The 25,981-nt window shown below is 55.2% G+C and carries 21 protein-coding genes; 18 read left to right on the top strand and 3 right to left on the bottom strand.

The genetic code is table 11. The features are described from left to right. Nucleotide 1: 1 nt before the first annotated feature. From livF to ugpQ, 6 genes are all read left to right on the top strand, one after another. Nucleotides 2-715, top strand: a complete 714-nt coding sequence (gene livF / locus ACT9TW_RS03635; protein ID WP_446491675.1) for a high-affinity branched-chain amino acid ABC transporter ATP-binding protein LivF — start codon at nt 2-4, stop codon at nt 713-715. Nucleotides 716-966: 251 nt separating this feature from the next. Further along, nucleotides 967-2,283 carry a sn-glycerol-3-phosphate ABC transporter substrate-binding protein UgpB gene (gene ugpB / locus ACT9TW_RS03630; RefSeq protein ID WP_446491674.1) on the top strand — a complete coding sequence of 439 codons (1,317 nt, stop codon included), beginning with the start codon at nt 967-969 and terminating at the stop codon, nt 2,281-2,283. Between the two features lie 106 nt (nt 2,284-2,389). Next, nucleotides 2,390-3,277 (top strand): sn-glycerol-3-phosphate ABC transporter permease UgpA, encoded by an 888-nt coding sequence (gene ugpA / locus ACT9TW_RS03625; protein WP_446491673.1) that lies wholly within the window; start codon nt 2,390-2,392, stop codon nt 3,275-3,277. Next, complete coding sequence (ugpE, locus tag ACT9TW_RS03620; protein ID WP_028015153.1) at nt 3,274-4,119, top strand: sn-glycerol-3-phosphate ABC transporter permease UgpE; 846 nt, start codon at nt 3,274-3,276, stop codon at nt 4,117-4,119. Before ugpA ends, ugpE begins: the two co-directional genes overlap by 4 nt. A gap of 1 nt (nt 4,120) precedes the next feature. Further along, nucleotides 4,121-5,191: a sn-glycerol-3-phosphate import ATP-binding protein UgpC gene (locus ACT9TW_RS03615; RefSeq protein ID WP_446491672.1), complete on the top strand. Its 1,071-nt coding sequence runs from the start codon at nt 4,121-4,123 to the stop codon at nt 5,189-5,191. Further along, nucleotides 5,188-5,937, top strand: a complete 750-nt coding sequence (gene ugpQ, locus ACT9TW_RS03610; protein WP_446491671.1) for a glycerophosphodiester phosphodiesterase — start codon at nt 5,188-5,190, stop codon at nt 5,935-5,937. The genes ACT9TW_RS03615 and ugpQ overlap by 4 nt, the downstream gene beginning before the upstream one ends. Here ugpQ and ACT9TW_RS03605 read toward each other — a convergent pair. Then, nucleotides 5,918-6,298, bottom strand: coding sequence for a DUF2756 family protein (locus ACT9TW_RS03605; protein ID WP_182062832.1), 381 nt, complete (start codon nt 6,296-6,298; stop codon nt 5,918-5,920). The genes ugpQ and ACT9TW_RS03605 overlap by 20 nt on opposite strands. A gap of 125 nt (nt 6,299-6,423) precedes the next feature. Here ACT9TW_RS03605 and ggt point away from each other — a divergent pair, with 125 nt between their 5' ends. Next, nucleotides 6,424-8,166 (top strand): gamma-glutamyltransferase, encoded by a 1,743-nt coding sequence (ggt, locus tag ACT9TW_RS03600; protein WP_446491670.1) that lies wholly within the window; start codon nt 6,424-6,426, stop codon nt 8,164-8,166. Between the two features lie 105 nt (nt 8,167-8,271). Here the strand turns inward: ggt and yhhY are convergent, their stop codons facing one another. Next, complete coding sequence (gene yhhY, locus ACT9TW_RS03595; protein WP_446491669.1) at nt 8,272-8,760, bottom strand: N-acetyltransferase; 489 nt, start codon at nt 8,758-8,760, stop codon at nt 8,272-8,274. A gap of 255 nt (nt 8,761-9,015) precedes the next feature. Here yhhY and ACT9TW_RS03590 point away from each other — a divergent pair, with 255 nt between their 5' ends. The 5 genes from ACT9TW_RS03590 to gntU all read left to right on the top strand — a co-directional run bounded on the left by ACT9TW_RS03590 (nt 9,016) and on the right by gntU (nt 13,965). Continuing rightward, nucleotides 9,016-10,053 carry an oxidoreductase gene (locus ACT9TW_RS03590; protein ID WP_446491668.1) on the top strand — a complete coding sequence of 346 codons (1,038 nt, stop codon included), beginning with the start codon at nt 9,016-9,018 and terminating at the stop codon, nt 10,051-10,053. Between the two features lie 122 nt (nt 10,054-10,175). Continuing rightward, entirely contained in the window at nt 10,176-10,871 is a 696-nt protein-coding gene (locus ACT9TW_RS03585) for a pirin family protein (RefSeq protein ID WP_446491667.1), read from the top strand. A gap of 100 nt (nt 10,872-10,971) precedes the next feature. Beyond that, nucleotides 10,972-11,967, top strand: a complete 996-nt coding sequence (gene gntR / locus ACT9TW_RS03580; protein ID WP_152082572.1) for a gluconate operon transcriptional repressor GntR — start codon at nt 10,972-10,974, stop codon at nt 11,965-11,967. A 126-nt stretch (nt 11,968-12,093) separates the two neighbouring features. Continuing rightward, nucleotides 12,094-12,621, top strand: a complete 528-nt coding sequence (gene gntK / locus ACT9TW_RS03575) for a gluconokinase (protein WP_182062828.1) — start codon at nt 12,094-12,096, stop codon at nt 12,619-12,621. A 3-nt stretch (nt 12,622-12,624) separates the two neighbouring features. After that, nucleotides 12,625-13,965, top strand: a complete 1,341-nt coding sequence (gntU, locus tag ACT9TW_RS03570) for a gluconate transporter (protein WP_182062827.1) — start codon at nt 12,625-12,627, stop codon at nt 13,963-13,965. Between the two features lie 529 nt (nt 13,966-14,494). On the opposite strand, the gene yhgN is transcribed toward gntU, so the two are convergent. After that, nucleotides 14,495-15,088, bottom strand: a complete 594-nt coding sequence (yhgN, locus tag ACT9TW_RS03565) for an NAAT family transporter YhgN (RefSeq protein ID WP_003861574.1) — start codon at nt 15,086-15,088, stop codon at nt 14,495-14,497. A 177-nt stretch (nt 15,089-15,265) separates the two neighbouring features. Here yhgN and asd point away from each other — a divergent pair, with 177 nt between their 5' ends. The 6 genes from asd to glgP all read left to right on the top strand — a co-directional run bounded on the left by asd (nt 15,266) and on the right by glgP (nt 25,972). Beyond that, complete coding sequence (gene asd / locus ACT9TW_RS03560) at nt 15,266-16,369, top strand: aspartate-semialdehyde dehydrogenase (RefSeq protein ID WP_446491666.1); 1,104 nt, start codon at nt 15,266-15,268, stop codon at nt 16,367-16,369. Nucleotides 16,370-16,603: 234 nt separating this feature from the next. Further along, the gene (gene glgB, locus ACT9TW_RS03555) at nt 16,604-18,790 is read left to right on the top strand and encodes a 1,4-alpha-glucan branching enzyme (RefSeq protein ID WP_446491665.1); all 2,187 of its coding nucleotides are present in this window, start codon (nt 16,604-16,606) and stop codon (nt 18,788-18,790) included. After that, entirely contained in the window at nt 18,787-20,760 is a 1,974-nt protein-coding gene (gene glgX / locus ACT9TW_RS03550) for a glycogen debranching protein GlgX (protein ID WP_446491664.1), read from the top strand. Before glgB ends, glgX begins: the two co-directional genes overlap by 4 nt. A 17-nt stretch (nt 20,761-20,777) precedes the next feature. Then, nucleotides 20,778-22,073 (top strand): glucose-1-phosphate adenylyltransferase, encoded by a 1,296-nt coding sequence (gene glgC, locus ACT9TW_RS03545; protein WP_315687121.1) that lies wholly within the window; start codon nt 20,778-20,780, stop codon nt 22,071-22,073. Beyond that, on the top strand, nt 22,073-23,506 hold the full coding sequence (glgA, locus tag ACT9TW_RS03540) for a glycogen synthase GlgA (protein ID WP_182062821.1): 1,434 nt from the start codon (nt 22,073-22,075) through the stop codon (nt 23,504-23,506). The genes glgC and glgA overlap by 1 nt, the downstream gene beginning before the upstream one ends. Before the next feature lie 18 nt (nt 23,507-23,524). Further along, nucleotides 23,525-25,972 carry a glycogen phosphorylase gene (gene glgP / locus ACT9TW_RS03535; RefSeq protein ID WP_446491663.1) on the top strand — a complete coding sequence of 816 codons (2,448 nt, stop codon included), beginning with the start codon at nt 23,525-23,527 and terminating at the stop codon, nt 25,970-25,972. The last annotated feature ends 9 nt before the right edge of the window (nt 25,973-25,981 follow it).

The following is a 25,981-nucleotide window of genomic DNA, read 5'->3' as shown; positions in this document are numbered from 1 at the left end:
GATGGAAAAAGCGATGTTAACGTTCGACAAGGTCAACGCGCATTACGGCAAGATTCAGGCGCTGCATGATGTCAGCCTGCATATCAATCAGGGCGAAATCGTTACCCTGATTGGGGCGAACGGCGCAGGTAAAACCACGCTGCTCGGCACCCTGTGCGGCGATCCGCGTGCCACCAGCGGGCGGATTGTGTTTGATGGCAAAGATATTACCGACTGGCAGACCGCCAAAATCATGCGAGAAGCGGTGGCGATTGTCCCTGAAGGGCGTCGTGTGTTTTCGCGTATGACGGTGGAAGAGAACCTGGCAATGGGCGGCTTCTTTGCCGACCGTGACCAGTTCCAGACCCGTATCAAGCGAGTGTATGAACTCTTCCCGCGCCTGTGGGAGCGGCGTATTCAGCGTGCAGGCACCATGTCTGGGGGTGAACAGCAGATGCTGGCGATTGGCCGTGCGCTAATGAGCCAGCCACGTTTGCTGCTGCTTGATGAACCGTCGCTTGGTCTTGCGCCGATCATCATCCAGCAGATTTTCGACACCATCGAACAGCTGCGTAAAGAAGGGATGACCATCTTCCTCGTCGAGCAGAACGCCAATCAGGCGCTGAAACTCGCCGACCGCGGCTACGTGCTGGAGAACGGTCACGTCGTGCTATCCGATACCGGCGATGCGCTGCTGGCCAACGAAGCGGTGCGGAGTGCGTATTTAGGCGGCTAGGTAAAAGCAAAAAGGCAACGCACGTTGCCTTTTTTAGTGTTTTCTCCCTCTCCCCGTGGGAGAGGGTCGGGGTGAGGGCATCAGACCGCACCCAAACCCCAATCCCCTTCACACAACCATCATCCCCCTGACGCTTTGTTGTCATCATTCTGTAAATAAACAGTTATTTTTCTGTCATTCGAGCATGTCATGTTACCTCGCGAGCATAAAACGCGTGATATCGCGCATCCGGCACAATAAGAGAGATGACAATGACATCGTTACGACACACAGCTTTGGGTCTGGCAATTGGTCTGGCTTTTGCGACGAACGCAATGGCTGTCACCACCATTCCGTTCTGGCATTCCATGGAAGGGGAGTTGGGTAAAGAAGTTGACTCCCTGGCGCAACGTTTCAACGACACCCACCCGGATTACAAAATTGTGCCGGTGTACAAAGGTAACTACGAGCAGAGCCTGAGCGCGGGCATCGCTGCCTTCCGTACCGGTAACGCGCCTGCACTGTTACAGGTTTATGAAGTGGGCACCGCCACCATGATGGCCTCTAAAGCCATTAAACCGGTGTATGAAGTGTTCAAAGACGCGGGTATCAACTTCGACGAATCCCAGTTCGTGCCGACCGTTTCCGGTTACTACACCGATTCCAAAACCGGCCACCTGCTGTCTCAGCCGTTTAACAGCTCCACCCCTGTTCTGTACTACAACAAAGACGCCTTCAAGAAAGCCGGTTTAGATCCAGAGCAGCCGCCAAAAACCTGGCAGGATCTGGCTGAGTACACCGCCAAGCTGAAAGCCGCGGGGATGAAGTGTGGTTATGCGAGCGGCTGGCAGGGCTGGATCCAGATTGAGAACTTCAGCGCCTGGCACGGCCTGCCGGTTGCCACCAAAAACAACGGTTTCGACGGCACTGACGCGGTACTGGAGTTCAACAAACCAGAGCAGGTGAAACACATCGCGCTGCTGGAGGAACTGAACAAGAAGGGCGATTTTAGCTACTTCGGCCGTAAAGACGAATCCACCGAGAAGTTCTACAACGGTGATTGCGCCATTACTACCGCCTCTTCCGGCTCGCTGGCGGATATCCGTCATTACGCCAAATTCAACTACGGCGTGGGCATGATGCCTTACGACGCTGATGCGAAAGGCGCGCCGCAGAACGCCATCATCGGCGGGGCAAGCCTGTGGGTGATGCAAGGTAAAGACAACGGGACTTACAAAGGCGTTGCCGAGTTCCTGGATTTCCTGGCGAAGCCAGAAAATGCCGCCGAATGGCACCAGAAGACCGGCTACCTGCCAATCACCAAAGCCGCGTATGACCTGACCCGTCAGCAGGGCTTCTATGACAAGAACCCGGGTGCGGATATCGCCACGCGTCAGATGCTGAACAAGCCGCCATTGCCGTTCACGAAAGGTCTGCGTCTGGGCAATATGCCGCAGATCCGTACCATCGTCGATGAAGAGCTGGAAAGCGTGTGGACCGGCAAGAAAACGCCACAGCAGGCGCTGGATTCAGCGGTAGAGCGTGGTAACCAGCTGCTGCGTCGCTTTGAGCAGTCGACTAAATCGTAATCTGTAACTTGCCCGGTGGCGCTGCGCTTACCGGGCCTACGATGTGCCACATGTAGGCCGGGTAAGGCGTAGCCGCCACCCGGCATTGTTCAGGAAGCAAATCTCAATGTCATCATCCCGTCCGGTGTTCCGTTCGCGCTGGCTGCCGTATCTGCTGGTCGCGCCGCAACTGGTCATCACCGTCATCTTCTTTATCTGGCCTGCGGGCGAAGCGCTGTGGTACTCGGTGCAACGCGTTGATCCATTTGGCCTTTCCAGCCAGTTCGTTGGCCTGGATAACTTCGCAGCCCTGTGGCATGACAGCTACTATATCGACGCCTTCTGGACGACGATCAAATTCAGCACCCTGGTGACCGTGAGCGGCCTTGTCGCCTCGCTGTTCTTTGCCGCGCTGGTGGATTATGTGGTGCGTGGCAGCCGTATTTATCAGACGTTAATGCTGCTGCCCTACGCTGTTGCGCCTGCCGTCGCCGCCGTGCTGTGGATCTTCCTGTTTAACCCTGGGCGCGGGCTGATTACCCATTTTCTGGCGGAGTTTGGCTACGACTGGAACCATGCGCAGAACAGTGGCCAGGCGATGTTTCTGGTGGTGTTCGCCTCTGTATGGAAGCAGATCAGCTATAACTTCCTGTTCTTCTTTGCCGCTCTGCAATCCATTCCGCGTTCGCTGGTTGAGGCGGCTGCGATTGATGGCGCAGGCCCGATCCGTCGCTTCTTTAAGCTGGCGCTGCCGCTGATCGCCCCGGTGAGTTTCTTCCTGCTGGTGGTCAACCTGGTGTACGCCTTCTTCGACACCTTCCCGGTGATCGATGCCGCCACCGCCGGTGGCCCGGTGCAGGCAACGACCACACTTATCTATAAGATCTACCGCGAAGGGTTTGCCGGCCTGGACCTCTCGGCCTCTGCCGCGCAGTCCGTCGTGCTGATGTTCCTTGTCATCATCCTTACGGTGGTGCAGTTCCGTTATGTCGAAAGTAAGGTGCGCTACCAATGATTGAGAACCGTCGCGGGCTGACGATTTTCAGCCATACCATGCTGATTCTGGGCATCATCGTCATTCTGTTCCCGCTGTACGTGGCTTTTGTTGCCGCCACGCTTGATACCAAAGCGGTGTTCGACACCCCCATGACGCTGATCCCGGGCGGGCATCTGTTCGAGAACATGAAAACCATCTGGACCCAGGGCGTGGGCGCCAACAGCGCACCGTTCTGGCTGATGATGCTTAACAGCTTCATCATGGCGTTCGGCATTACGGTCGGCAAAATCACGGTGTCGATGCTCTCGGCTTTCGCCATCGTCTGGTTCCGCTTTCCGCTGCGTAACCTGTTCTTCTGGATGATCTTCATCACCCTGATGCTGCCGGTGGAAGTGCGTATTTTCCCGACGGTGGAAGTGATCGCCAACCTCAAGATGCTGGACAGCTACGCGGGCTTAACCCTGCCGCTGATGGCCTCGGCGACCGCCACCTTCCTGTTCCGCCAGTTCTTTATGACCCTGCCGGACGAACTGATTGAAGCCGCGCGTATCGACGGCGCTTCACCGATGCGCTTCTTCCGCGACATCGTGCTGCCGCTGTCGAAAACCAACCTCGCGGCGCTGTTTGTGATCACCTTTATCTACGGCTGGAACCAGTATCTTTGGCCGCTGCTGATTATCCAGGACGTCAACCTCGGCACCGCCGTGGCGGGCATCAAAGGCATGATCGCCACCGGCGAAGGCACCACCCTCTGGAACCAGGTGATGGCGGCGATGCTGCTCACCCTTATCCCACCCGTAGTCATTGTTTTAGCCATGCAGCGTGCGTTTGTCCGCGGCCTGGTCGATAGCGAGAAATAAGATGGCAGGTTTAAAACTTCAGGCAGTAACCAAAAGCTGGGACGGCAAAACCCAGGTCATTCAGCCGTTAACGCTCGACGTAGCGGACGGAGAATTTATCGTGATGGTTGGCCCGTCAGGCTGCGGCAAATCGACGCTGCTGCGCATGGTGGCGGGGCTTGAGCGCGTGACATCCGGCGATATCTGGATTGACCGCCAGCGCGTCACCGAAATGGAGCCAAAAGACCGCGGTATCGCGATGGTGTTCCAGAACTATGCGCTTTATCCGCACATGAGCGTGGAAGAGAACATGGCCTGGGGGCTGAAAATCCGCGGTATGGGTAAAAGCCATATCGATGAGCGCGTCAAAGAAGCGGCCCGTATTCTGGAGCTGGACGGCCTTCTCAAACGCCGCCCGCGCGAGCTTTCCGGTGGCCAGCGTCAGCGCGTGGCAATGGGCCGCGCTATCGTGCGTGACCCGGCGGTGTTCCTGTTCGATGAACCGCTCTCAAACCTGGATGCCAAGCTGCGTGTGCAGATGCGCCTTGAGTTGCAACAGTTGCACCGTCGTCTTAAAACGACATCCCTGTACGTGACCCACGACCAGGTCGAAGCGATGACGCTTGCCCAGCGCGTGATGGTGATGAATAAAGGGATCGCCGAGCAGATTGGCACCCCGGTGGAAGTGTACGAAAAACCGGCCACCCGCTTTGTGGCGAGCTTTATCGGCAGCCCGGCAATGAACCTGCTGGAAGGGCGTATCAGCAGCGCGGGTACCCATTTTGAGCTGGAAAGCGGTATGACTTTGCCGGTCAACTGGTACTATCGTGGCTACGCCGGGCGTAAAATGACGCTCGGGATCCGCCCGGAGCATATTGGCTTGACCTCTCAGGCGGAAGGCGGCGTGCCGCTGGTGATGGACACGCTGGAGATGCTGGGTGCAGACAACCTGGCGCACGGACGTTGGGGCGAGCAAAAACTGGTGGTGCGTCTGGCACATCAGGAACGCCCTAAAGCAGGCAGCACGCTGTGGCTGCATCTGCCGGAAAATCACCTGCACTTATTTGACGGTGAAACAGGACAACGCATATGAGTAACTGGCCTTATCCCCACATCGTCGCCCACCGTGGCGGCGGTAAACTGGCGCCGGAAAACACCCTGGCGGCCATCGACACCGGTGCGCGTTATGGTCACACGATGATCGAATTCGACGCCAAGCTGTCGAAAGACGGCGAAATTTTTCTGCTGCACGATGACAACCTTGAACGCACCAGCAACGGCTGGGGTGTCGCGGGTGAGCTGCCGTGGCGCGACCTGCTGAAAGTGGATGCCGGAAGCTGGTTCAGCGGCGAATTCAAAGGCGAACCACTGCCGCTGCTGGCGGAAGTGGCCGACCGCTGTCGTCAACACGGGATGATGGCCAACATTGAGATCAAACCGACCACCGGCACCGGGCCGATAACCGGCAAGGTGATTGCCCTGGCCGCACGCGAACTGTGGGAAGGGATGACCGCGCCGTTACTCTCGTCGTTTGAAATTGACGCGCTGGAAGCGGCTCAGGCGGCAGTACCGGAACTGCCGCGCGGGTTACTGCTGGATGAGTGGCGTGAAGACTGGCACGCGCTAACCACGCGTTTAGCCTGCGTGTCGATTCACCTGAACCACAAGCTGCTGGATGAAGCGCGGGTGAAGATGTTAAAAGCGGCGGGGCTGCATATTCTGGTCTACACCGTCAACAAACCCCAGCGTGCAGCCGAACTGCTACGCTGGGGTGTGGATTGCATCTGCACTGACGCCATTGACCAGATTGGCCCGGCTTTTAATTCTGCGGATTATTAAGCATACTGCCATTCGACTGTGACGGCAGCATATGCTGCTGTCCGCTACTCTGCGTTGTTCCCCCGCCTAACATGCCGCCGTTTTGATTTGGCAGCGGTTGTTCACGTACCTGACCCTGCTGAATGCGTTGAGTATTGGCATTCATTTGATTTTGCAGGCTCTGCTGCTGGAGTTGGGTTTGCGTTTTCAACTGCTGGTTGAGCATCCCTTTTTGTTGCTGCTGTTGGCCCATCATCTCGGTTTGCATACGTTGCTGGCTCGGAATGACATAGCCCGGTTGGTTCGGGTTATTCATGGTGTTGAGTGGCTGTGCAAGTGCAGCAAAAGGTAACAATGCGGCCAGGATCAGTAATCGTTTCATGGTTTTCTCCCCCTCTGAGGCTTTTCTTAAGTTTACCTCGGATCCAGCATAACAATGATTTTTTAGGAGTTGTGAACCAGGCTTAACCCGGGAATATGGATCCCATCACCTGGAGAACAATAACTATGAAACCAACGTATTTGCGCTGGATTGCAATCGCGGCGTTAATGGCCAGCGGCACATTTAGCGTGGCGGCGAACCCGCCAGCCGCTCCGCCAGTGTCCTACGGCGTGGAGGAAGATGTGTTTCATCCCGTGCGGGCGACGCATGGCATGGTGGCATCGGTTGATGCGATGGCCACGCGAGTCGGCGTGGATATTCTCAGGCAGGGTGGGAACGCGGTAGATGCGGCGGTGGCTGTGGGTTACGCGCTGGCGGTAACGCACCCACAGGCCGGTAACCTGGGCGGTGGCGGCTTTATGATGCTACGCACCAAAGATGGCAAAACCACGGCCATCGATTTCCGTGAAATGGCGCCGAATCAGGCTTCCCGCGATATGTTCCTTGATGACCAGGGCAACCCGGACAGCAAAAAATCGCTTACGTCGCACCTGGCATCCGGCACGCCGGGTACGGTGGCAGGCTTCTCCCTGGCGCTGGAAAAATACGGCTCGATGCCGCTCAATAAAGTGGTGCAGCCTGCCATTAAACTGGCGCGAGACGGTTTTGTGGTAAACGATGCGCTGGCTGACGACCTGAAAACCTACGGCAGCGAAGTGATCCCGAATCATGAAAACAGTAAGGCCATCTTCTGGAAAGACGGCGAGCCGCTGAAAAAAGGCGACAGGCTGGTGCAGAAAAACCTGGCGAAAAGCCTGGAGCTGATTGCGGAGCACGGGCCGGATGCCTTTTACAAAGGGGCGATAGCGGACCAGATTGCCGAAGAGATGCAAAAGAACGGCGGGTTAATCACCAAAGCGGATCTGGCTGAGTACAAGGCGGTTGAACGCGAGCCGATTAGCGGAAGCTATCGTGGTTATCAGGTGTTCTCTATGCCGCCGCCGTCTTCCGGCGGGATCCACATCGTGCAGATCCTCAACATTCTTGAAAACTTCGATATGCGCAAGTTTGGCTTCGGCAGCGCGGATGCCATGCAGGTGATGGCGGAGGCGGAAAAACGCGCCTACGCCGACCGTTCGGAATATCTTGGTGACCCGGACTTTGTGAAGGTGCCGTGGCAGGCGTTGACCAACAAAGCCTATGCCAAATCCATTGCTGATGAGATTGATATCAATAAAGCTAAACCGTCGAGTGAAATCCGCCCCGGCAAGCTGGCACCGTATGAAAGCAACCAGACCACGCATTTCTCGGTAGTGGATAAAGACGGTAACGCGGTGGCGGTGACCTACACGCTTAACACCACCTTCGGTACCGGGATTGTGGCGGGTAACAGCGGTATTCTGCTGAATAACGAGATGGATGATTTCTCTGCCAAACCGGGCGTGCCAAACGTCTACGGGCTGGTGGGTGGTGATGCCAACGCCGTCGGGCCGAAGAAACGTCCGCTGTCGTCTATGTCGCCCACTATTGTGGTGAAAGACGGTAAAACCTGGCTGGTGACCGGTAGCCCTGGTGGCAGCCGTATTATCACGACCGTGCTGCAAATGGTGGTGAACAGTATCGATTTTGGGATGAACGTGGCGGAAGCCACTAACGCCCCACGTTTCCACCATCAGTGGTTGCCGGATGAGCTGCGCGTCGAGAAGGGCTTTAGCCCGGACACCCTCAAACTGCTGGAGCAGCGCGGGCAGAAAGTGGCGGTGAAAGAGGCGATGGGCAGCACCCAGAGCATTATGGTCGGGCCGGACGGTGCGCTGTTTGGGGCATCGGATCCGCGTTCGGTGGATGATTTAACGGCAGGGTACTGATTATTCCCCTCACCCTAACCCTCTCCCCATAGGGGAGAGGGGATTGCACGGTGCGGTCTTTTCTCCCTCGCCCCTATGGGGAGAGGCCGGGGTGAGGGGAGTGTGTCACTTCATTCTCGCCATATAATACGCATCCACATACTCGCCGTTGCGCAGCGCGAATTTCTTGCCCGTACCCTCAATGTCGAAACCAAATTTCCGGTACAACGCCAGCGCTGGCGGGTTATCAGCAAACACCGTTAACTCAATACGGTCGATGCGCATCCAGTTGTCGCAAAGGTTGATCATCTCACGCATTAACGCGCTGCCGACTCCGCGCCCCTGAGCCTGTGCTGCAACGCTGATACCAAAGGTTGCCACGTGGCTGCGGCGCGGGCTTGCTTCCACCTGAAGCGCCAGATCGCCGACGATTTTCTCGTCGATGCAGGCCACCAGGCGTTTTTGGCCAGGCTTAGGGATAAGGCGTTCCTGCCAATGCTCAAGGGAAGGATGAGGTAGTTGTAGCGTGTCGTGATACACCTCCGGATGCATATAATTCTGGCGTAATGCTTCGGCATCTTTCGGTTCAGCGTGGCGTATCACTATCTCACTCATTCCTTCGTCCTCTGTGGGTTAATGTCTCTTTCAACATCAGTGACTTTAAAACTTGAGTCAACCGCTATTTTTTGCAAAAAGTATTGGACAAGTGCGAATGAGAATGATTATTATTGTCTCGCATTCAGGAAAACCGCTACGGGAACCTGAAAGCACGACATTGCTCACATTGCTTCCAGTATTACTTTAGCCAGCTTCTAGCTGGCTTTTTTTTTGTTATGGTAAGTCCCAGTAACCTTCCAAAAGGACTGAGCCATGACCCTACATTGCGCATTTATTGGATTTGGTAAAAGCACCACCCGGTATCACCTGCCGTATGTTCTTAACCGCAAAGACCGCTGGCACGTTGCCCACGTCTACCGCCGCAGCGCGAAACCTGAAGAGCAATCTCCGCAGTATTCCCATATTCATTTCACCAGCGATCTTGATGAGGTCTTAAACGATCCGCAGGTCAAACTGGTGATCGTCTGTACCCATGCCGACAGCCATTTCGACTACGCAAAACGCGCGCTGGAAGCCGGGAAAAATGTGCTGGTGGAAAAACCGTTCACCCCGACGCTTGCCGAAGCGAAAACCCTGTTTGCGCTGGCGAAAAGCAAAGGGCTGATCGTCACGCCATACCAGAATCGCCGTTTTGACAGCTGCTTCCTGACGGCAAAAAAGGCGATTGAGAGCGGCAAGCTCGGTGATATCGTTGAGGTTGAAAGCCATTTTGATTACTTCCGTCCGGTGGCGGAAACCAAACCCGGCCAGCCGCAGGATGGCGCGTTCTATGGCCTGGGTGTGCATACGATGGACCAAATAATCTCCCTGTTTGGCCGCCCGGGTAACGTGGCGTATGACATCCGCAGCCTGCGTAATAAAGCCAACCCGGACGATACCTTCGAAGCGCAGCTGTTTTACGGCGACCTGAAGGCCATCGTCAAAACCAGCCATCTGGTGAAAATCGACTATCCGAAATTCATCGTCCATGGCACGAAAGGGTCGTTTATCAAGTACGGCATTGACCAGCAGGAAACCAGCCTGAAGGCCAATATCATGCCGGGCGACCCCGGTTTTGCGGCGGATGATTCCGTGGGCGTGCTGGAGTACGTGAACGATGACGGCGTAACGGCCAGGGAAGAACTGACGCCTGAAACGGGAGACTATGGCCGCGTGTACGATGCGTTGTTTGACACCCTCAGCAACGGCGTGCCGAATTACGTCAAGGAAACTGAAGTTCTGACCAACCTGGAAATCCTTGAACGGGCCTTTGAACAGGCTTCTCCTGCCACGATAACCCTCGCCAGATAAGTAAAAATGGCTCCTCTGTAATTATTCATATTTTTTGAACAGAGGAGTCAATTTTCACCCTCTATGATCCCAGGCCGTTTGCGTCCACACTTACTCCATCGAAACGAACTGAGGGTGAAACAATGATCTACTTACGCAAAGCAAACGAACGTGGTCACGCGAATCATGGCTGGCTGGACTCATGGCATTCATTCTCGTTTGCTGATTACTACGACCCGAATTTCATGGGCTTCTCTGCACTGCGCGTGATTAACGATGACGTGATCGACGCAGGCCAGGGCTTCGGTACTCACCCGCACAAAGATATGGAAATCCTGACTTATGTGCTTGAAGGGGCGGTTGAGCACCAGGACAGCATGGGCAACAAAGAACAGGTTCCGGCGGGCGAGTTCCAGATTATGAGCGCGGGTACCGGGGTGCGTCACTCTGAGTACAACCCAAGCAAAACGGAAAAACTGCACCTGTATCAAATCTGGATCATTCCAGAAAAAACCGGCATCACGCCGCGTTACGAACAGCGTCGTTTCGACGCAGAGCAGGGCAAACAGCTGGTGCTGTCCCCGGATGCGCGTGAAGGTTCCCTGAAAGTGAACCAGGATATGGAACTGTATCGCTGGGCGCTGGCGAAAAACGAGCAGTCTGTGCATCAGATTTCCGCCAACCGCCGCGTGTGGATCCAGGTGGTGAAAGGTGAAGTGACCATTAACGGTACTAAAGCCACCACGGCTGATGGTCTGGCAATCTGGGATGAGCAGGCACTGTCCGTTCATGCCGACTGCGAAAGCGAAATTCTGTTGTTCGATCTGCCGCCGGTTTGATAATTCATAAATAATTGCCCATCCTTCCCTCTGAAAGGGGAAGGATGGGCTTTGTCCGTGATAAACTGAGAAAATCTATCACTTAAGATTTCTCAGGACGATGAAAAAGAAACGCCCCGTACTTCAGGATGTAGCCGATCGCGTCGGTGTGACCAAAATGACGGTCAGCCGTTTTTTACGTAACCCGGAACAGGTTTCCGTGGCGTTGCGTGGCAAGATTGCCGCTGCCCTCGATGAACTGGGTTATATCCCCAACCGCGCACCCGATATTCTCTCCAACGCAACCAGCCGCGCGGTAGGTGTCCTGCTTCCTTCCTTAACCAACCAGGTTTTCGCCGAAGTATTACGCGGTATCGAAAGTGTGACCGATGCGTTTGGTTATCAGACCATGCTGGCGCACTACGGGTATAAGCCGGAACTGGAAGAAGAACGTCTTGAATCAATGCTTTCCTGGAACATCGACGGCCTGATTTTAACGGAACGTACTCACACCCCGCGCACGCTGAAAATGATTGAAGTGGCCGGCATCCCGGTGGTGGAGTTGATGGACAGCCAGTCGCCCTGCCTCGATATCGCCGTCGGGTTTGATAACTTCGAAGCGGCGCGTCAAATGACCGCGGCGATCATCGCCCGCGGTCATCGCCATGTGGCCTACCTGGGTGCGCGTCTTGATGAACGTACTATCATCAAACAGAAGGGATACGAGCAGGCGATGCTCGACGCGAACTTAACCCCGTACAGCGTGATGGTGGAGCAGTCCTCTTCCTATACGTCGGGTATTGAGTTGATGCGCCAGGCACGACGCGAGTATCCGCAACTGGACGGTATTTTCTGCACCAACGATGACCTCGCGGTCGGTGCGGCGTTCGAATGTCAGCGTCTGGGGCTGAAAATCCCTGATGATATGGCGATTGCTGGTTTCCACGGCCATGACATTGGCCAGGTGATGGAGCCGCGTCTGGCGAGCGTCCTGACACCGCGTGAACGCATGGGTCGTATTGGCGCAGAACGCCTGCTGGCGCGCATTCGTGGTGAGGTCGTGACCCCTAAAATGTTAGATTTAGGTTTCACCTTGTCACCAGGTGGATCTATTTAACCTGACAAATTTGAAGTAGCTCACACTTATTCACTTCGCGCACGTTTGGATATTGCTTCTGTTTTGCCCCGGCAGGACAATGTTACCGATAACAGTTACCCGTAACAATTGACTGAGGGACTCCCTTTGAGCACGACTAATCATGATCACCACGTTTACGTCCTGATGGGCGTTTCCGGTAGCGGTAAATCTGCCGTTGCCAGCGAAGTGGCGCATCAACTTCATGCCGCGTTTCTTGATGGCGACTTCCTCCATCCGCGCAGCAACATCACCAAAATGGCTGCAGGCGAACCGCTGAACGACGACGACCGCAAACCGTGGTTGCAGGCGCTGAACGACGCTGCGTTCGCGATGCAGCGCACCAACAAAGTCTCTTTGATTGTGTGTTCCGCGCTGAAAAAAACCTACCGCGACCTGCTGCGTGACGGTAACCCGAACCTCTCTTTCATCTACCTGAAAGGTGATTTCGAGGTGATTGAAAGCCGCCTGAAGGCGCGCAAAGGTCACTTCTTCAAAACCCAGATGCTGGTGACGCAGTTTGAAGCGTTGCAGGAGCCGGGTTCGGATGAAAAAGATGTCTTAGTGGTTGATATCGATCAGTCACTGGAAGGTGTTGTTGCCAGCACCATCGAGGTTATTAATAAAAGGCAGTAAGTTGTGAGTACATTAACGCTTGTTTTAACAGCAGTAGGTTCTGTTTTGCTGCTGCTGTTTTTAGTGATGAAAGCGCGTATGCACGCTTTCGTTGCTTTGATGGTGGTTTCTATTGGTGCAGGTCTGTTTTCCGGAATGCCGCTCGACAAAATCGCAGCGACCATGGAAAAAGGGATGGGCGGCACGCTGGGCTTCCTGGCGATTGTCGTGGCACTGGGTGCGATGTTTGGCAAGATTTTGCATGAGACGGGCGCAGTCGATCAGATAGCCGTCAAAATGCTGAAATCCTTCGGGCACAGCCGCGCGCACTATGCGATTGGTCTGGCCGGTCTGATTTGCGCGCTGCCGTTGTTCTTCGAAGTGGCGGTGGTGCTGCTGATTAGCGTGGCATTCTCGATGGCGCGCCATACCGGCACCAACCTTGTGAAGCTGGTTATTCCGCTGTTTGCGGGCGTGGCGGCCGCCGCAGCGTTCCTGCTGCCGGGGCCTGCACCGATGCTGCTGGCGTCCCAGATGCACGCTGACTTTGGCTGGATGATCCTGATTGGCCTGTGCGCGGCAATTCCGGGGATGATTATTGCCGGCCCGCTGTGGGGCAATTTCATCAGCCGTTATGTTGAGCTGCACATTCCTGATGACATTACCGAGCCGCACCTCGGCGAAGGCAAAATGCCGTCCTTCGGATTCAGCCTGTCGCTGATCCTGCTGCCGCTGGTTCTGGTGGGCCTGAAAACCATCGCTGCGCGTTTCGTGCCGGTGGGCTCTAGCGCCTACGAATGGTTTGAGTTTATCGGCCATCCGTTCACGGCGATCCTGGTGGCGTGTCTGGTGGCGATTTACGGCCTGGCGATGCGTCAGGGGATGCCGAAAGACCGGGTGATGGAGATCTGCGGTGCGGCGCTGCAACCGGCGGGTATCATCCTGCTGGTGATCGGTGCCGGTGGCGTGTTCAAGCAGGTGCTGGTGGATTCCGGTGTGGGCCCGGCTTTGGGTGAAGCGCTGACCGGCATGGGCTTGCCGATTGCGGTAACCTGCTTCGTGCTGGCGGCTGCGGTGCGTATCATTCAGGGCTCTGCGACCGTGGCGTGTTTAACCGCCGTGGGCCTGGTGATGCCGGTGATTGAACAGCTGCATTACTCCGGTGCACAGATGGCCGCGCTGTCAATTTGTATTGCAGGTGGGTCTATCGTAGTGTCTCACGTGAATGACGCAGGCTTCTGGCTGTTCGGTAAATTCACCGGTGCGACCGAAGCACAAACCCTGAAAACCTGGACGCTGATGGAAACTATCCTCGGCACAACAGGTGCAATTGTCGGGATGATTGCGTTTACGCTGCTGAGCTAACTCCGGTTTTCTCCCTCTCAAGGAAAACGCAAAAGGCAACGTAAGTTGCCTTTTTGATGTTTGCTCCCTCTCCCTGTGGGTGAGGGCCGGGGTGAGGGCATCAGGCCGCAGAGATTGGATTTTGTCGGGTGGCGGCTTCGCCTTACCCGACCTACAAAAAACTCAAATGCCGAATCTCAAATCGTAGGCCGGGTAAGCGCTAGCGCCACCCGGCTTTTTTGTGTGTACAGGGGAACATAAGGCTGAGGTGGTTATTCCGTTCACTTTATTTTCCTTGCTACTCTATCACCACAATACCCGTGAACGTGCCAGGGTAGCTCACCGCCGCTACCCTGGCAACCCGGCCTTCCGTAAACTCTTCGGCGATTTTCAGCCGGACCATGGCGCCGCTGTAAGCCTTTTATTTCAATGGCGTAATATCATCGCTGAATAAAGACAAAAATGACTGGGGAACCCTCAGCCCTCTCCCACGGGGAGAGGGAGCAGACACTAAAAACGGCAACGTGGTTGCCGTTTTGCATTTACCTTGCTAGCCTTTCATCCACGCTCGGATCCCGTCCAGGAACATCTGTGTCGCCATCATCACCAGAATCAGCCCCATCAGGCGCTCCAGCGCGTTCACCCCTTTCTCGCCCAGCAGACGTAAAAACAGCGACGATTGCAGCAAAATAATAAAGGTCCCGCCCCAGGCAATCAGCAGGGCAATCACCAGATGGCTCATCTGATTCGGATACTGATGCGACAGCAACATCAGCGTCGCCAGAATAGTCGGCCCGGCAACCAGTGGAATCGCCAGCGGCACAATAAACGGCTCTTCACCCGCTGGTAGCCCGCTGCTGCTCCCTTCCGCGCTCGGGAAAATCATCTTAATGGCAATCAGGAACAGGATAATCCCGCCGGAAATAGAGACCGTTTCTGCGCGTAAATTCAGGAACGCGAGGATTTTTTCGCCCGCGAAAAGGAAGATAAACATCACCAGCAACGCAATCAGCAGCTCGCGGATCATAATTGCCCGGCGGCGCTTCGGTTCGGTGTGTTTTAGCACCGACATGAAGATAGGTAAGTTTCCGAGTGGATCCATAATCAGGATCAATAAAACCGCTGCGGAAATGATTTCACTCATCGTAAGTTATCCCTGATACTTTCTATGGTCATTCTGATGATTAGCTGCTTTTCTGATTGTCTGGCAATCATCGATTAATTTCGCTTGCGACTTTGGCAGCATTTTGTAATGTGAAGCATATCCCAGTTAAATACTGGTTTGCACAAACAGCACACACCTCTCCAGGAAAAAAATGCTATGAAAAACGTTGGTTTTATCGGTTGGCGCGGTATGGTCGGCTCTGTACTCATGCAACGCATGGTTGAAGAGCGCGATTTCGACGCTATCCGCCCGGTCTTCTTCTCCACTTCCCAGCTCGGCCAGGCTGCACCGTCCTTTGGTGGTACCACAGGCACGTTGCAGGATGCTTACGATCTGGAAGCGCTGAAGGCACTCGACATTATTGTCACGTGCCAGGGCGGCGATTATACCAACGAAATCTATCCAAAGCTGCGTGAAAGCGGCTGGCAGGGCTACTGGATTGACGCGGCCTCTTCGCTGCGTATGAAAGACGATGCCATCATCATTCTCGACCCGGTTAACCAGGACGTGATCACCGATGGCCTGAACAAAGGCGTGAAAACCTTTGTTGGCGGTAACTGCACCGTCAGCCTGATGCTGATGTCTCTGGGCGGCCTGTTCGCGCAGGATCTGGTGGAGTGGGTTTCTGTTGCTACCTATCAGGCGGCTTCTGGTGGCGGCGCGCGCCATATGCGCGAACTGCTGGCCCAGATGGGTCAGTTGCACCACAGCGTTGCGGCTGAACTGGCCAACCCGGCGTCCGCTATTCTCGATATCGAGCGTAAAGTCACTCAGCTCACCCGCAGTGGCGAGCTGCCGGTAGATAACTTTGGCGTACCGCTGGCCGGTGGCCTGATCCCGTGGATCGACAAACAGCTGGATAACGGCCAGACCCGCGAAGAGTGGAAAGGCCAGGCCGAGACCAACAAAATCCTCGCAACCGCGAACACCATTCCGGTTGACGGTCTGTGCGTGCGTATCGGCGCGCTGCGCTGCCACAGCCAGGCCTTCACCATTAAACTGAAAAAAGATGTGTCTATTCCGACCGTTGAAGAGCTGCTGGCTGCGCACAACCCGTGGGCGAAAGTGGTGCCGAACGATCGTGATATCACCATGCGTGAACTGACTCCGGCGGCAGTCACCGGTACGCTGACCACCCCGGTTGGTCGTCTGCGTAAACTGAACATGGGGCCGGAATACCTGTCCGCGTTCACCGTGGGCGACCAGCTGCTGTGGGGCGCTGCCGAGCCGCTGCGCAGAATGCTTCGCCAGCTGGCGTAATAATTTGTTAAATCTCAGGGGTGCATTGTCACCCCTTTTTTTGCGTACTACATGGAGTAAACGCGTATGTCTTATTTTTTATCAGGAGTCATTTAGAGCGTTGGCTATGCTTTAAGGGAGAGTCTTTCTTACCTGAGGGTAGGACGAAGCAGAGAGGAGCTTCGTTCAGGTCACATTAAAAATCGCACCCGGGCGCTTAAAAAGGGGCGATTACTAAAAAACAGGATGAATACCATGTCTGATCGTGTGGATAGAGACGTGATTAATGCGCTTATTGCGGGTCATTTCGCCGACCCTTTTTCCATTCTGGGAATGCACCGTACCGACGCCGGGCTTGAAGTCCGCGCGCTGTTACCGGATGCCACAGAAGTGTGGGTCATTGAACCTAAAACCGGGCGTAAAGTGGGCAATCTGGAATGCCTTGATTCACGCGGCTTTTTTTCGGGCGTAATGCCTCGCCGTAAAAACCCTTTCCGTTATCAGCTCGCCGTTGTCTGGCACGGCCAGCAAAATCTCATTGATGATCCTTACAGCTTTGGTCCTCTTTTACAGGAGATGGACGCATGGCTGCTGTCTGAAGGTACCCATTTGCGCCCTTACGAAACGCTGGGCGCACATGCAGACACGATGGACGGTATCACGGGAACCCGTTTTTCCGTGTGGGCGCCTAACGCACGACGCGTGTCTGTCGTCGGCCAGTTCAACTACTGGGACGGTCGTCGTCACCCGATGCGCCTGCGCCGCGAAACCGGCATCTGGGAGCTGTTTATCCCCGGCGCGAATAACGGCCAGCTCTATAAATTCGAGATGATTGACGCGCACGGAAAGCTGCGCATTAAAGCCGACCCGTACGCCTTCGAAGCGCAGATGCGACCGGACACGGCATCGCTGATTTGCGGCCTGCCGGAAAAGGTCACCCAGAGCGAGGAGCGCAAGCAGGCGAACCGCTTTGATGCGCCTATTTCCGTGTATGAAGTGCATCTGGGTTCATGGCGTCGCCACACCGATAACAACTTCTGGCTGAGCTACCGCGAACTGGCCGATCAACTGGTGCCGTACGCCAAATGGATGGGCTTTACCCATCTGGAGCTTTTGCCAGTTAACGAGCACCCTTTCGATGGCAGTTGGGGCTACCAACCCACCGGGCTGTATGCGCCGACACGCCGCTTCGGCACGCGCGATGACTTCCGCTATTTCATCAGTGCTGCACACGCCGCCGGGCTGAACGTGATCCTCGACTGGGTGCCAGGCCATTTCCCGTCGGATGATTTTGGTCTGGCCGAATTTGATGGCACCCCTCTGTATGAGCACAGTGACCCGCGCGAAGGGTATCACCAGGACTGGAACACGCTTATCTACAACTACGGTCGCCGTGAAGTCGCGAACTATCTGGTCGGTAATGCCCTGTACTGGATTGAACGTTTTGGCATTGATGCCCTGCGCGTCGATGCGGTGGCTTCGATGATCTATCGCGACTACAGCCGTAAAGAAGGGGAGTGGATCCCTAACGAGTTTGGCGGGCGCGAAAATCTGGAAGCGATCGAGTTCCTGCGCAGCACCAACCGCATTATTGGTGAGCAGGTTGAGGGGGCTGTCACGATGGCGGAAGAGTCGACCGACTTCGCTGGCGTGTCTCGCCCTTCTTCCCTGGGTGGTCTGGGCTTTTGGTACAAGTGGAACCTGGGCTGGATGCACGACACGCTCGACTACATGAAGCTCGATCCTGTTCATCGCCAGTATCATCACAATAAACTCACCTTCGGGATGCTCTACAACTACACCGAAAACTTCATGCTGCCGCTGTCGCACGACGAAGTAGTGCATGGCAAAAAATCCATTCTCGACCGGATGCCTGGCGATGCCTGGCAGAAGTTTGCCAACCTGCGCGCCTACTACGGCTGGATGTTTGCCTTCCCAGGCAAAAAACTGCTGTTTATGGGTAACGAGTTTGCCCAGGGGCGCGAGTGGAACCACGATGGGAGCCTTGACTGGCATCTGCTCGAAGGCGGCGACAACTGGCACCACGGCGTTCAGCGCCTGGTTCGCGACCTGAACCTGACTTACCGCCACCATAAAGCCCTGCATGAACTCGACTTCGACGCATACGGTTTTGAGTGGCTGGTGGTGGACGATAACGAACGTTCGGTGCTGGCCTTTGTCCGTCGCGATAAAGCAGGCAACGAGATCATTGTCGTCAGCAACTTTACCCCTGTTCCTCGCCAGCATTATCGCTTCGGCATTAATCAGGCCGGTAAATGGCGCGAAATACTGAACACCGATTCCATGCACTACCACGGCAGTAACGCGGGTAACGGCGGGCTGGTGCAAAGTGATGCGATGGAAAGCCACGGACGCCCGAACTCACTGAGCCTGACGTTGCCGCCGCTGAGCACAATCTGGCTGGTTCGGGAGGGTGAATGACGCAACTCACGGCAGGTAGACCCGAACCGCTCGGGGCGAGTTTTGACGGAAAGGGTGTGAATTTCACCCTCTTTTCCGCTCATGCAGAGCGGGTGGAACTGTGTGTGTTTGACGGGGAAGGCAACGAACATCGCTACGACCTGCCCGCACGCACAGGGGATACCTGGCATGGCTACCTGGCCGGAGGACGGCCAGGAATGCACTACGGTTTTCGCGTTCATGGCCCGTGGGAGCCAGCGAAAGGCCACTGGTTTAACCCGGCGAAGCTGTTGCTCGACCCCTGCGCGCACCGCGTGGAAGGCGATCTGATTGACGACCCGGTTTTACACGTTGGCTACGGCGAACCCGATCACCGCGACAGTGCGCTCGTTGCGCCAAAAAGCATGGTGGTCAACGAGCTCTACGACTGGGAAGGTGACGAACCGCCGCGCACGCCGTGGGGCAAAACCGTGATTTACGAAGCGCACGTCAAGGGGCTGACGCAACTGCATCCGTCAATCCCCAAAGAGATCCGCGGCACCTATAAGGCGCTCGCGCATCCGGTGATGATTGCGTACCTGAAGCATCTGGGGATCACTGCGCTGGAGCTGCTGCCTGTGGCGCATTTTGCCAGCGAACCGCGCCTGCAACGACTGGGGCTGAGCAACTACTGGGGTTACAACCCGCTGGCGATGTTTGCGCTTGAGCCGCGCTATGCGGCGCACCCGGATAAGGCGCGGGATGAATTCCGCGATGCGGTGAAGGCGCTGCATGAGGCGGGCATTGAGGTCATTCTGGATGTGGTGTTGAACCACAGCGCTGAAAGCGATCTTGATGGCCCCACGCTCTCCCTGCGCGGAATTGATAACCGTAGCTATTATTGGATAAGGGAAGATGGCGATTACCACAACTGGACCGGTTGCGGTAACACGCTCAATCTCAGCCATCCGGCCGTGACGCACTATGCGTATGAATGTCTGAGGTATTGGGTTGAAACGTTCCATGTCGATGGCTTTCGTTTCGATTTAGCCTCGGTGATGGGGCGGACCCCGACATTCAGCCAACAGGCGCCGCTGTTTGAGGCGATAAAAAACTGCCCAGTGCTCTCGCAGGTCAAACTGATTGCGGAGCCGTGGGACATTGGCGATGGCGGTTATCAGGTGGGGAATTTCCCGCCGTTATTTGCCGAGTGGAACGATCATTACCGTGATGCCACGCGCCGCTTTTGGCTGGAAAGAAGTGTGTCGCTGGGGGAATTTGCCGGACGCTTTGCGGCTTCCAGCGATCTGTTTAAACGCGATGGGAAACAACCTTCTGCCACCGTCAACCTGGTGACGGCGCATGACGGTTTCACTCTGCGCGACTGCGTTTGTTTCAATCAGAAACACAATGAGGCAAACGGCGAAGAGAATCGCGATGGCACTAACAATAACCATAGCTTTAATCATGGTATAGAAGGATTAGGCGGTAGTCAGGACATCATCGAGAGACGCCGCGCCAGCATCCATGCGCTGCTGACAACGCTGTTGTTGTCACAAGGCACGCCGATGCTGCTGGCGGGTGATGAACATGGACACAGCCAGCATGGCAACAACAATGCCTATTGCCAGGATAACACTCTCACCTGGCTTGAATGGGAACAGGCGAACAGCGGGCTGGTGCATTTTACAGCTGCACTGATTCATCTTCGCCAGACCATCCCCGCGCTGACGGCAAATCAGTGGTGGGAAGAGGGTGATGGCAATGTTGTCTGGTTAAACAAAGAGGCGCAACCGCTGAGCGCACAAGAGTGGCAAAGCGGCGCGCCATGCCTGCAAATCCTGCTTTCGGAACGCTGGCTTATCACGTTAAACGCCACGCAAGACGTGGTTAATTTTGTATTACCTGATGGGGCGTGGCACGCCATTCCCCCTTTTGCCGGAGAGGATAACCCGGTCGTAATGGCAGTCTGGCATGGGCCTGCGCACGGAGTGTGCGTATTCCAGAGATGATAAAAAAGGAGTTAGTCATGGTGAGATTAGAGAAGAACGATCCCTTAATGTTGGCGCGCCAGCTACCATTAAAAACAGTTGCTTTGATACTGGCTGGTGGGCGCGGTACCCGCCTTAAAGATTTGACCATCAAACGCGCCAAACCGGCCGTTCACTTTGGTGGTAAGTTCCGTATTATCGACTTCGCATTGTCCAACTGCCTTAACTCCGGCATTCGTCGAATTGGCGTCATTACTCAGTACCAGTCGCACACTCTGGTTCAGCATATTCAGCGTGGCTGGTCATTTTTCAGCGAAGAGATGAATGAGTTTGTCGATTTGCTTCCTGCTCAGCAGCGCGTTCACGGTGAAAACTGGTACCGCGGCACGGCAGATGCGGTGACGCAAAACCTCGACATCATTCGTCGCTACGGCGCGGAATACATCGTGATCCTCGCCGGTGACCATATCTACAAACAAGACTACTCCCACATGCTTATCGACCATGTCGAAAAAGGGGCGCGTTGCACCGTAGCATGTCTGCCTGTGCCCGTTGCTGAGGCGGCGGCGTTTGGCGTAATGGATGTGGATGAAGACGACAAGATTATCGACTTTGTCGAAAAACCGGCTAATCCGCCGACCATGCCGAACGACCCAACCAAATCGCTCGCCAGTATGGGGATCTATATCTTTGATGCAGATTATCTTTATGAGTTGCTCGAAGAGGACGACAAAGACGAAAACTCAAGCCATGACTTTGGTAAAGACATCATCCCGAAAATCACCAAAGCTGGCATGGCTTATGCACATCCATTCCCATTGTCCTGCGTACAGTCTGACCCGAACTCGGAGCCGTACTGGCGCGATGTAGGAACACTGGAAGCATACTGGAAAGCAAACCTGGATCTGGCATCGGTGACGCCTGAGCTGGATATGTACGACCAGAACTGGCCAATTCGTACCCATATGGAATCCCTGCCACCGGCGAAATTCGTTCAGGATCGTTCTGGCAGCCACGGTATGACGCTGAACTCGCTGGTTTCTGGCGGGTGCATTATTTCCGGCTCTGTGGTGGTGCAGTCCGTGTTGTTCCCACGCGTGCGCGTGAACTCTTTCTGTAATATCGACTCGGCAGTATTGCTGCCAGATGTCTGGGTAGGGCGCTCATGCCGTTTGCGCCGTTGCGTTATCGACCGCGCTTGCGTCATCCCTGAAGGTATGGTGATTGGCGAGAATGCGGAAGAAGATGCGCGTCGCTTCTACCGTTCAGAAGAAGGGATCGTGTTGGTAACACGGGAAATGCTGCGGAAATTGCATGTCAAACAGGAGCGATAATGCAGGTTTTACATGTATGTTCAGAGATGTTCCCGTTATTAAAAACGGGCGGTCTGGCGGATGTTATTGGTGCATTACCTGCGGCGCAAATTGCCGGCGGTGTTGATGCCCGAGTCCTGTTACCCGCTTTTCCAGATATCCGGCGCGGTATTCCTGATGCTCAGGTCGTGACCCGCCGTGAAACGTTCGCCGGGCGCATCACGCTACTGTTTGGACATTACAATGGTGTGGGAATTTACCTGATTGACGCACCGCATTTATACGACAGACCGGGGAGTCCATACCACGACACCAATCTGTTTGCTTATCCGGACAACGTGCAGCGCTTTGCGCTGCTCGGTTGGGTGGGGGCGGAGATGGCATCGGGGTTGGATCCCTTCTGGCGACCGGATGTGGTTCACGCGCACGACTGGCACGCGGGGCTGGCTCCCGCGTACCTTGCCGCACGCGGCCACCCGGCGAAATCTGTCTTTACGGTGCACAATCTGGCGTATCAGGGCATGTATTACGCCCATCATATGAATGACATCGAGCTGCCATGGTCGTTCTTTAACATGCACGGACTGGAATTTGGCGGACAAATTTCCTTCCTGAAAGCGGGGCTGTACTACGCCGATCATATTACGGCGGTCAGCCCAACGTATGCCCGCGAAATCACCGAGGCACAGTTTGGCTACGGTCTGGAAGGGCTGTTGCGCCAGCGTCATCGTGAAGGGCGCTTGTCGGGGATTTTGAACGGTGTCGACGAGAAAATCTGGAGCCCCGAAACCGATCTCCTGCTGGCGTCCCGCTATGATCGTGATTCCCTGGAAGACAAAGCGGAAAACAAACGTCAGCTGCAAATCGCGATGGGGCTGAAGGTCAATGACAAAGCACCGTTGTTCGCCGTGGTAAGTCGCCTGACCAGCCAGAAAGGGTTGGATCTGGTGCTGGAAGCTTTACCGGGATTACTGGAACAGGGTGGGCAACTGGCGTTGCTGGGCGCAGGCGATCCGGTATTGCAGGAAGGTTTCCTCGCGGCGGCGGCTGAACACCCAGGCCAGGTAGGCGTGCAAATTGGTTATCACGAAGCGTTTTCACACCGCATCATGGGCGGTGCAGACGTCATTCTGGTGCCGAGCCGTTTCGAACCTTGCGGCCTGACTCAGCTCTATGGCCTGAAGTACGGCACGTTACCGCTGGTGCGACGCACGGGTGGGCTGGCCGATACTGTGTCCGATAGCTCTCTGGAAAACCTGGCGGACGGTATCGCCAGCGGGTTTGTTTTTGAAGACAGTAATGCCTGGTCGCTTCTAAGGGCGATTCGGCGTGCTTTCGTATTGTGGTCCCGTCCTTCTTTGTGGCGTTACGTTCAACGCCAGGCGATGGCCATGGATTTTAGTTGGCACGTTGCGGCGCAGTCATACCGCGATCTCTATCAACGCTTGATGTAACGAGGCGGAGTCACTGATATGAATGCACCTTTTAGCTACTCTTCACCGACACTCAGCGTCGAGGCGTTAAAGCACTCCATCGCCTATAAGCTGATGTTCACCATTGGGAAAGATCCGGTCATCGCCAACAAGCACGAGTGGCTTAACGCCACGCTGTTTGCGGTACGTGACCGTTTAGTCGAACGCTGGTTGCGCTCCAACCGCGCCCAGCTCTCACAAGAAACGCGTCAGGTTTACTATCTGTCGATGGAGTTTTTGATTGGCCGCACACTTTCTAATGCACTGTTATCGCTCGGTATTTATGACGACGTCAAAAATGCGCTGGAAGAGATGGGGCTGGATTTAGAAGAGCTGATTGACGAAGAAAACGACCCAGGGCTTGGTAACGGTGGTCTGGGGCGCCTTGCGGCGTGCTTCCTGGACTCACTGGCAACGCTGGCGCTGCCGGGCCGTGGCTACGGCATTCGCTATGACTACGGTATGTTCAAACAGAACATCGTTGACGGACGTCAGAAAGAGTCCCCGGATTACTGGCTGGAATACGGCAACCCGTGGGAGTTCAAGCGTCACAACACCCGCTATAAAGTGCGCTTTGGCGGACGCATTCAGCAGGAAGGCAAAAAGTCCCGCTGGGTCGAAACTGAAGAGATCCTGGCCGTAGCCTATGACCAGATTATCCCGGGCTACGACACCGACGCCACCAACACGCTGCGCCTGTGGAGCGCGCAGGCCAGTAGTGAAATTAACCTCGGTAAATTTAACCAGGGCGACTACTTTGCGGCGGTGGAAGATAAAAACCACTCCGAGAACGTGTCCCGTGTTCTTTACCCGGATGACTCAACCTACTCCGGGCGTGAGCTGCGTCTGCGTCAGGAGTATTTCCTGGTCTCCTCGACGATTCAGGACATCCTGAGCCGTCACTACCTGTTGCACAAAACGTACAACAACCTGGCCGAAAAAACCGCCATCCACCTGAACGACACCCACCCGGTGCTGTCGATCCCTGAGCTGATGCGTTTGCTGATTGACGAGCATAAGTTCAGCTGGGATGACGCGTTTGAAGCCACTTGCCAGGTGTTCTCCTACACCAACCACACGTTGATGAGCGAAGCGCTGGAAACCTGGCCGGTGGACATGCTGGGTAAGATCCTGCCGCGCCACTTGCAGATTATCTTTGAGATCAACGACTATTTCCTGAAAACGCTTCAGGAGCAGTATCCGAATGATACTGGCCTGCTGAGCCGCACATCGATAATCGATGAGTCAAATGGCCGTCGCGTGCGTATGGCCTGGCTGGCGGTGGTGATAAGTCACAAGGTGAATGGTGTGTCTGAGCTGCACTCGAACCTGATGGTGCAGTCGCTGTTTGCAGACTTTGCGAAGATCTTCCCGACACGTTTCTGCAATGTGACCAATGGTGTCACGCCGCGCCGCTGGCTGGCGCTGGCAAACCAGCCGTTGTCTGAGGTGCTGGACACGAACATCGGCCGGACATGGCGTACCGATTTGGGGCAGTTGCGTGAGCTTGAACAGCATATTGATTTCCCGACGGTGAACAAAGCCGTACGTGAAGCCAAGCTGTTGAACAAAAAACGCTTGTCGGTTTACCTTGCGCTGCACCTGAATGTGGTCGCCAACCCGAAAGCGCTGTTCGATGTGCAGATCAAACGTATTCACGAGTACAAGCGCCAACTGATGAACGTGCTGCATGTGATTACGCACTACAACCGCATCAAGGCCGATCCGACAGCCGAGTGGGTTCCGCGCGTGAAAATTTTTGCTGGTAAGGCGGCTTCCGCTTATTACATGGCGAAACACATTATTCACCTCATCAACGATGTGGCGAAGGTGGTGAACAACGACCCGGATATTGGCGATAAGCTGAAGGTGGTGTTTATCCCGAACTACAGCGTGAGCCTTGCCCAGCTGATCATACCGGCAGCGGATCTCTCCGAGCAGATTTCCACCGCAGGGACGGAGGCCTCCGGGACCAGTAACATGAAGTTTGCTCTGAACGGCGCGCTGACCATTGGCACGCTGGATGGTGCTAACGTCGAAATGCTCGAACACGTGGGCTCAGATAACATTTTTATCTTCGGTAATACGACGGAAGAGGTGGAGGAGTTGCGTAAGAAGGGTTACAAACCACGTGAATATTACGAGCAGGACGAAGAGTTACGCCAGGTTCTGATGCAAATCGCGACCGGTGTGTTTAACCCTGAAGAGCCAAGCCGCTACCGTGATTTGGTGGATTCGCTGATTAACTTTGGCGATCACTATCAGGTGCTGGCGGATTATCGTAGCTATGTGGATTGCCAGGACAGGGTGGATGAACTGTATCGTCATCAAGAGAAGTGGACCAATGTTGCGATGTATAATATCGCCAATATGGGCTACTTCTCGTCGGACAGGACCATCAAAGAGTATGCCGATTCGATTTGGCACATTGATCCGGTGAGGTTATAAAAGCAAAAC

Source organism: Enterobacter sp. C4G1 (genome assembly GCF_052886895.1).
Note: the sequence above shows the minus strand (reverse complement) of the source record. Positions and strands in the feature narration are given on the sequence as shown.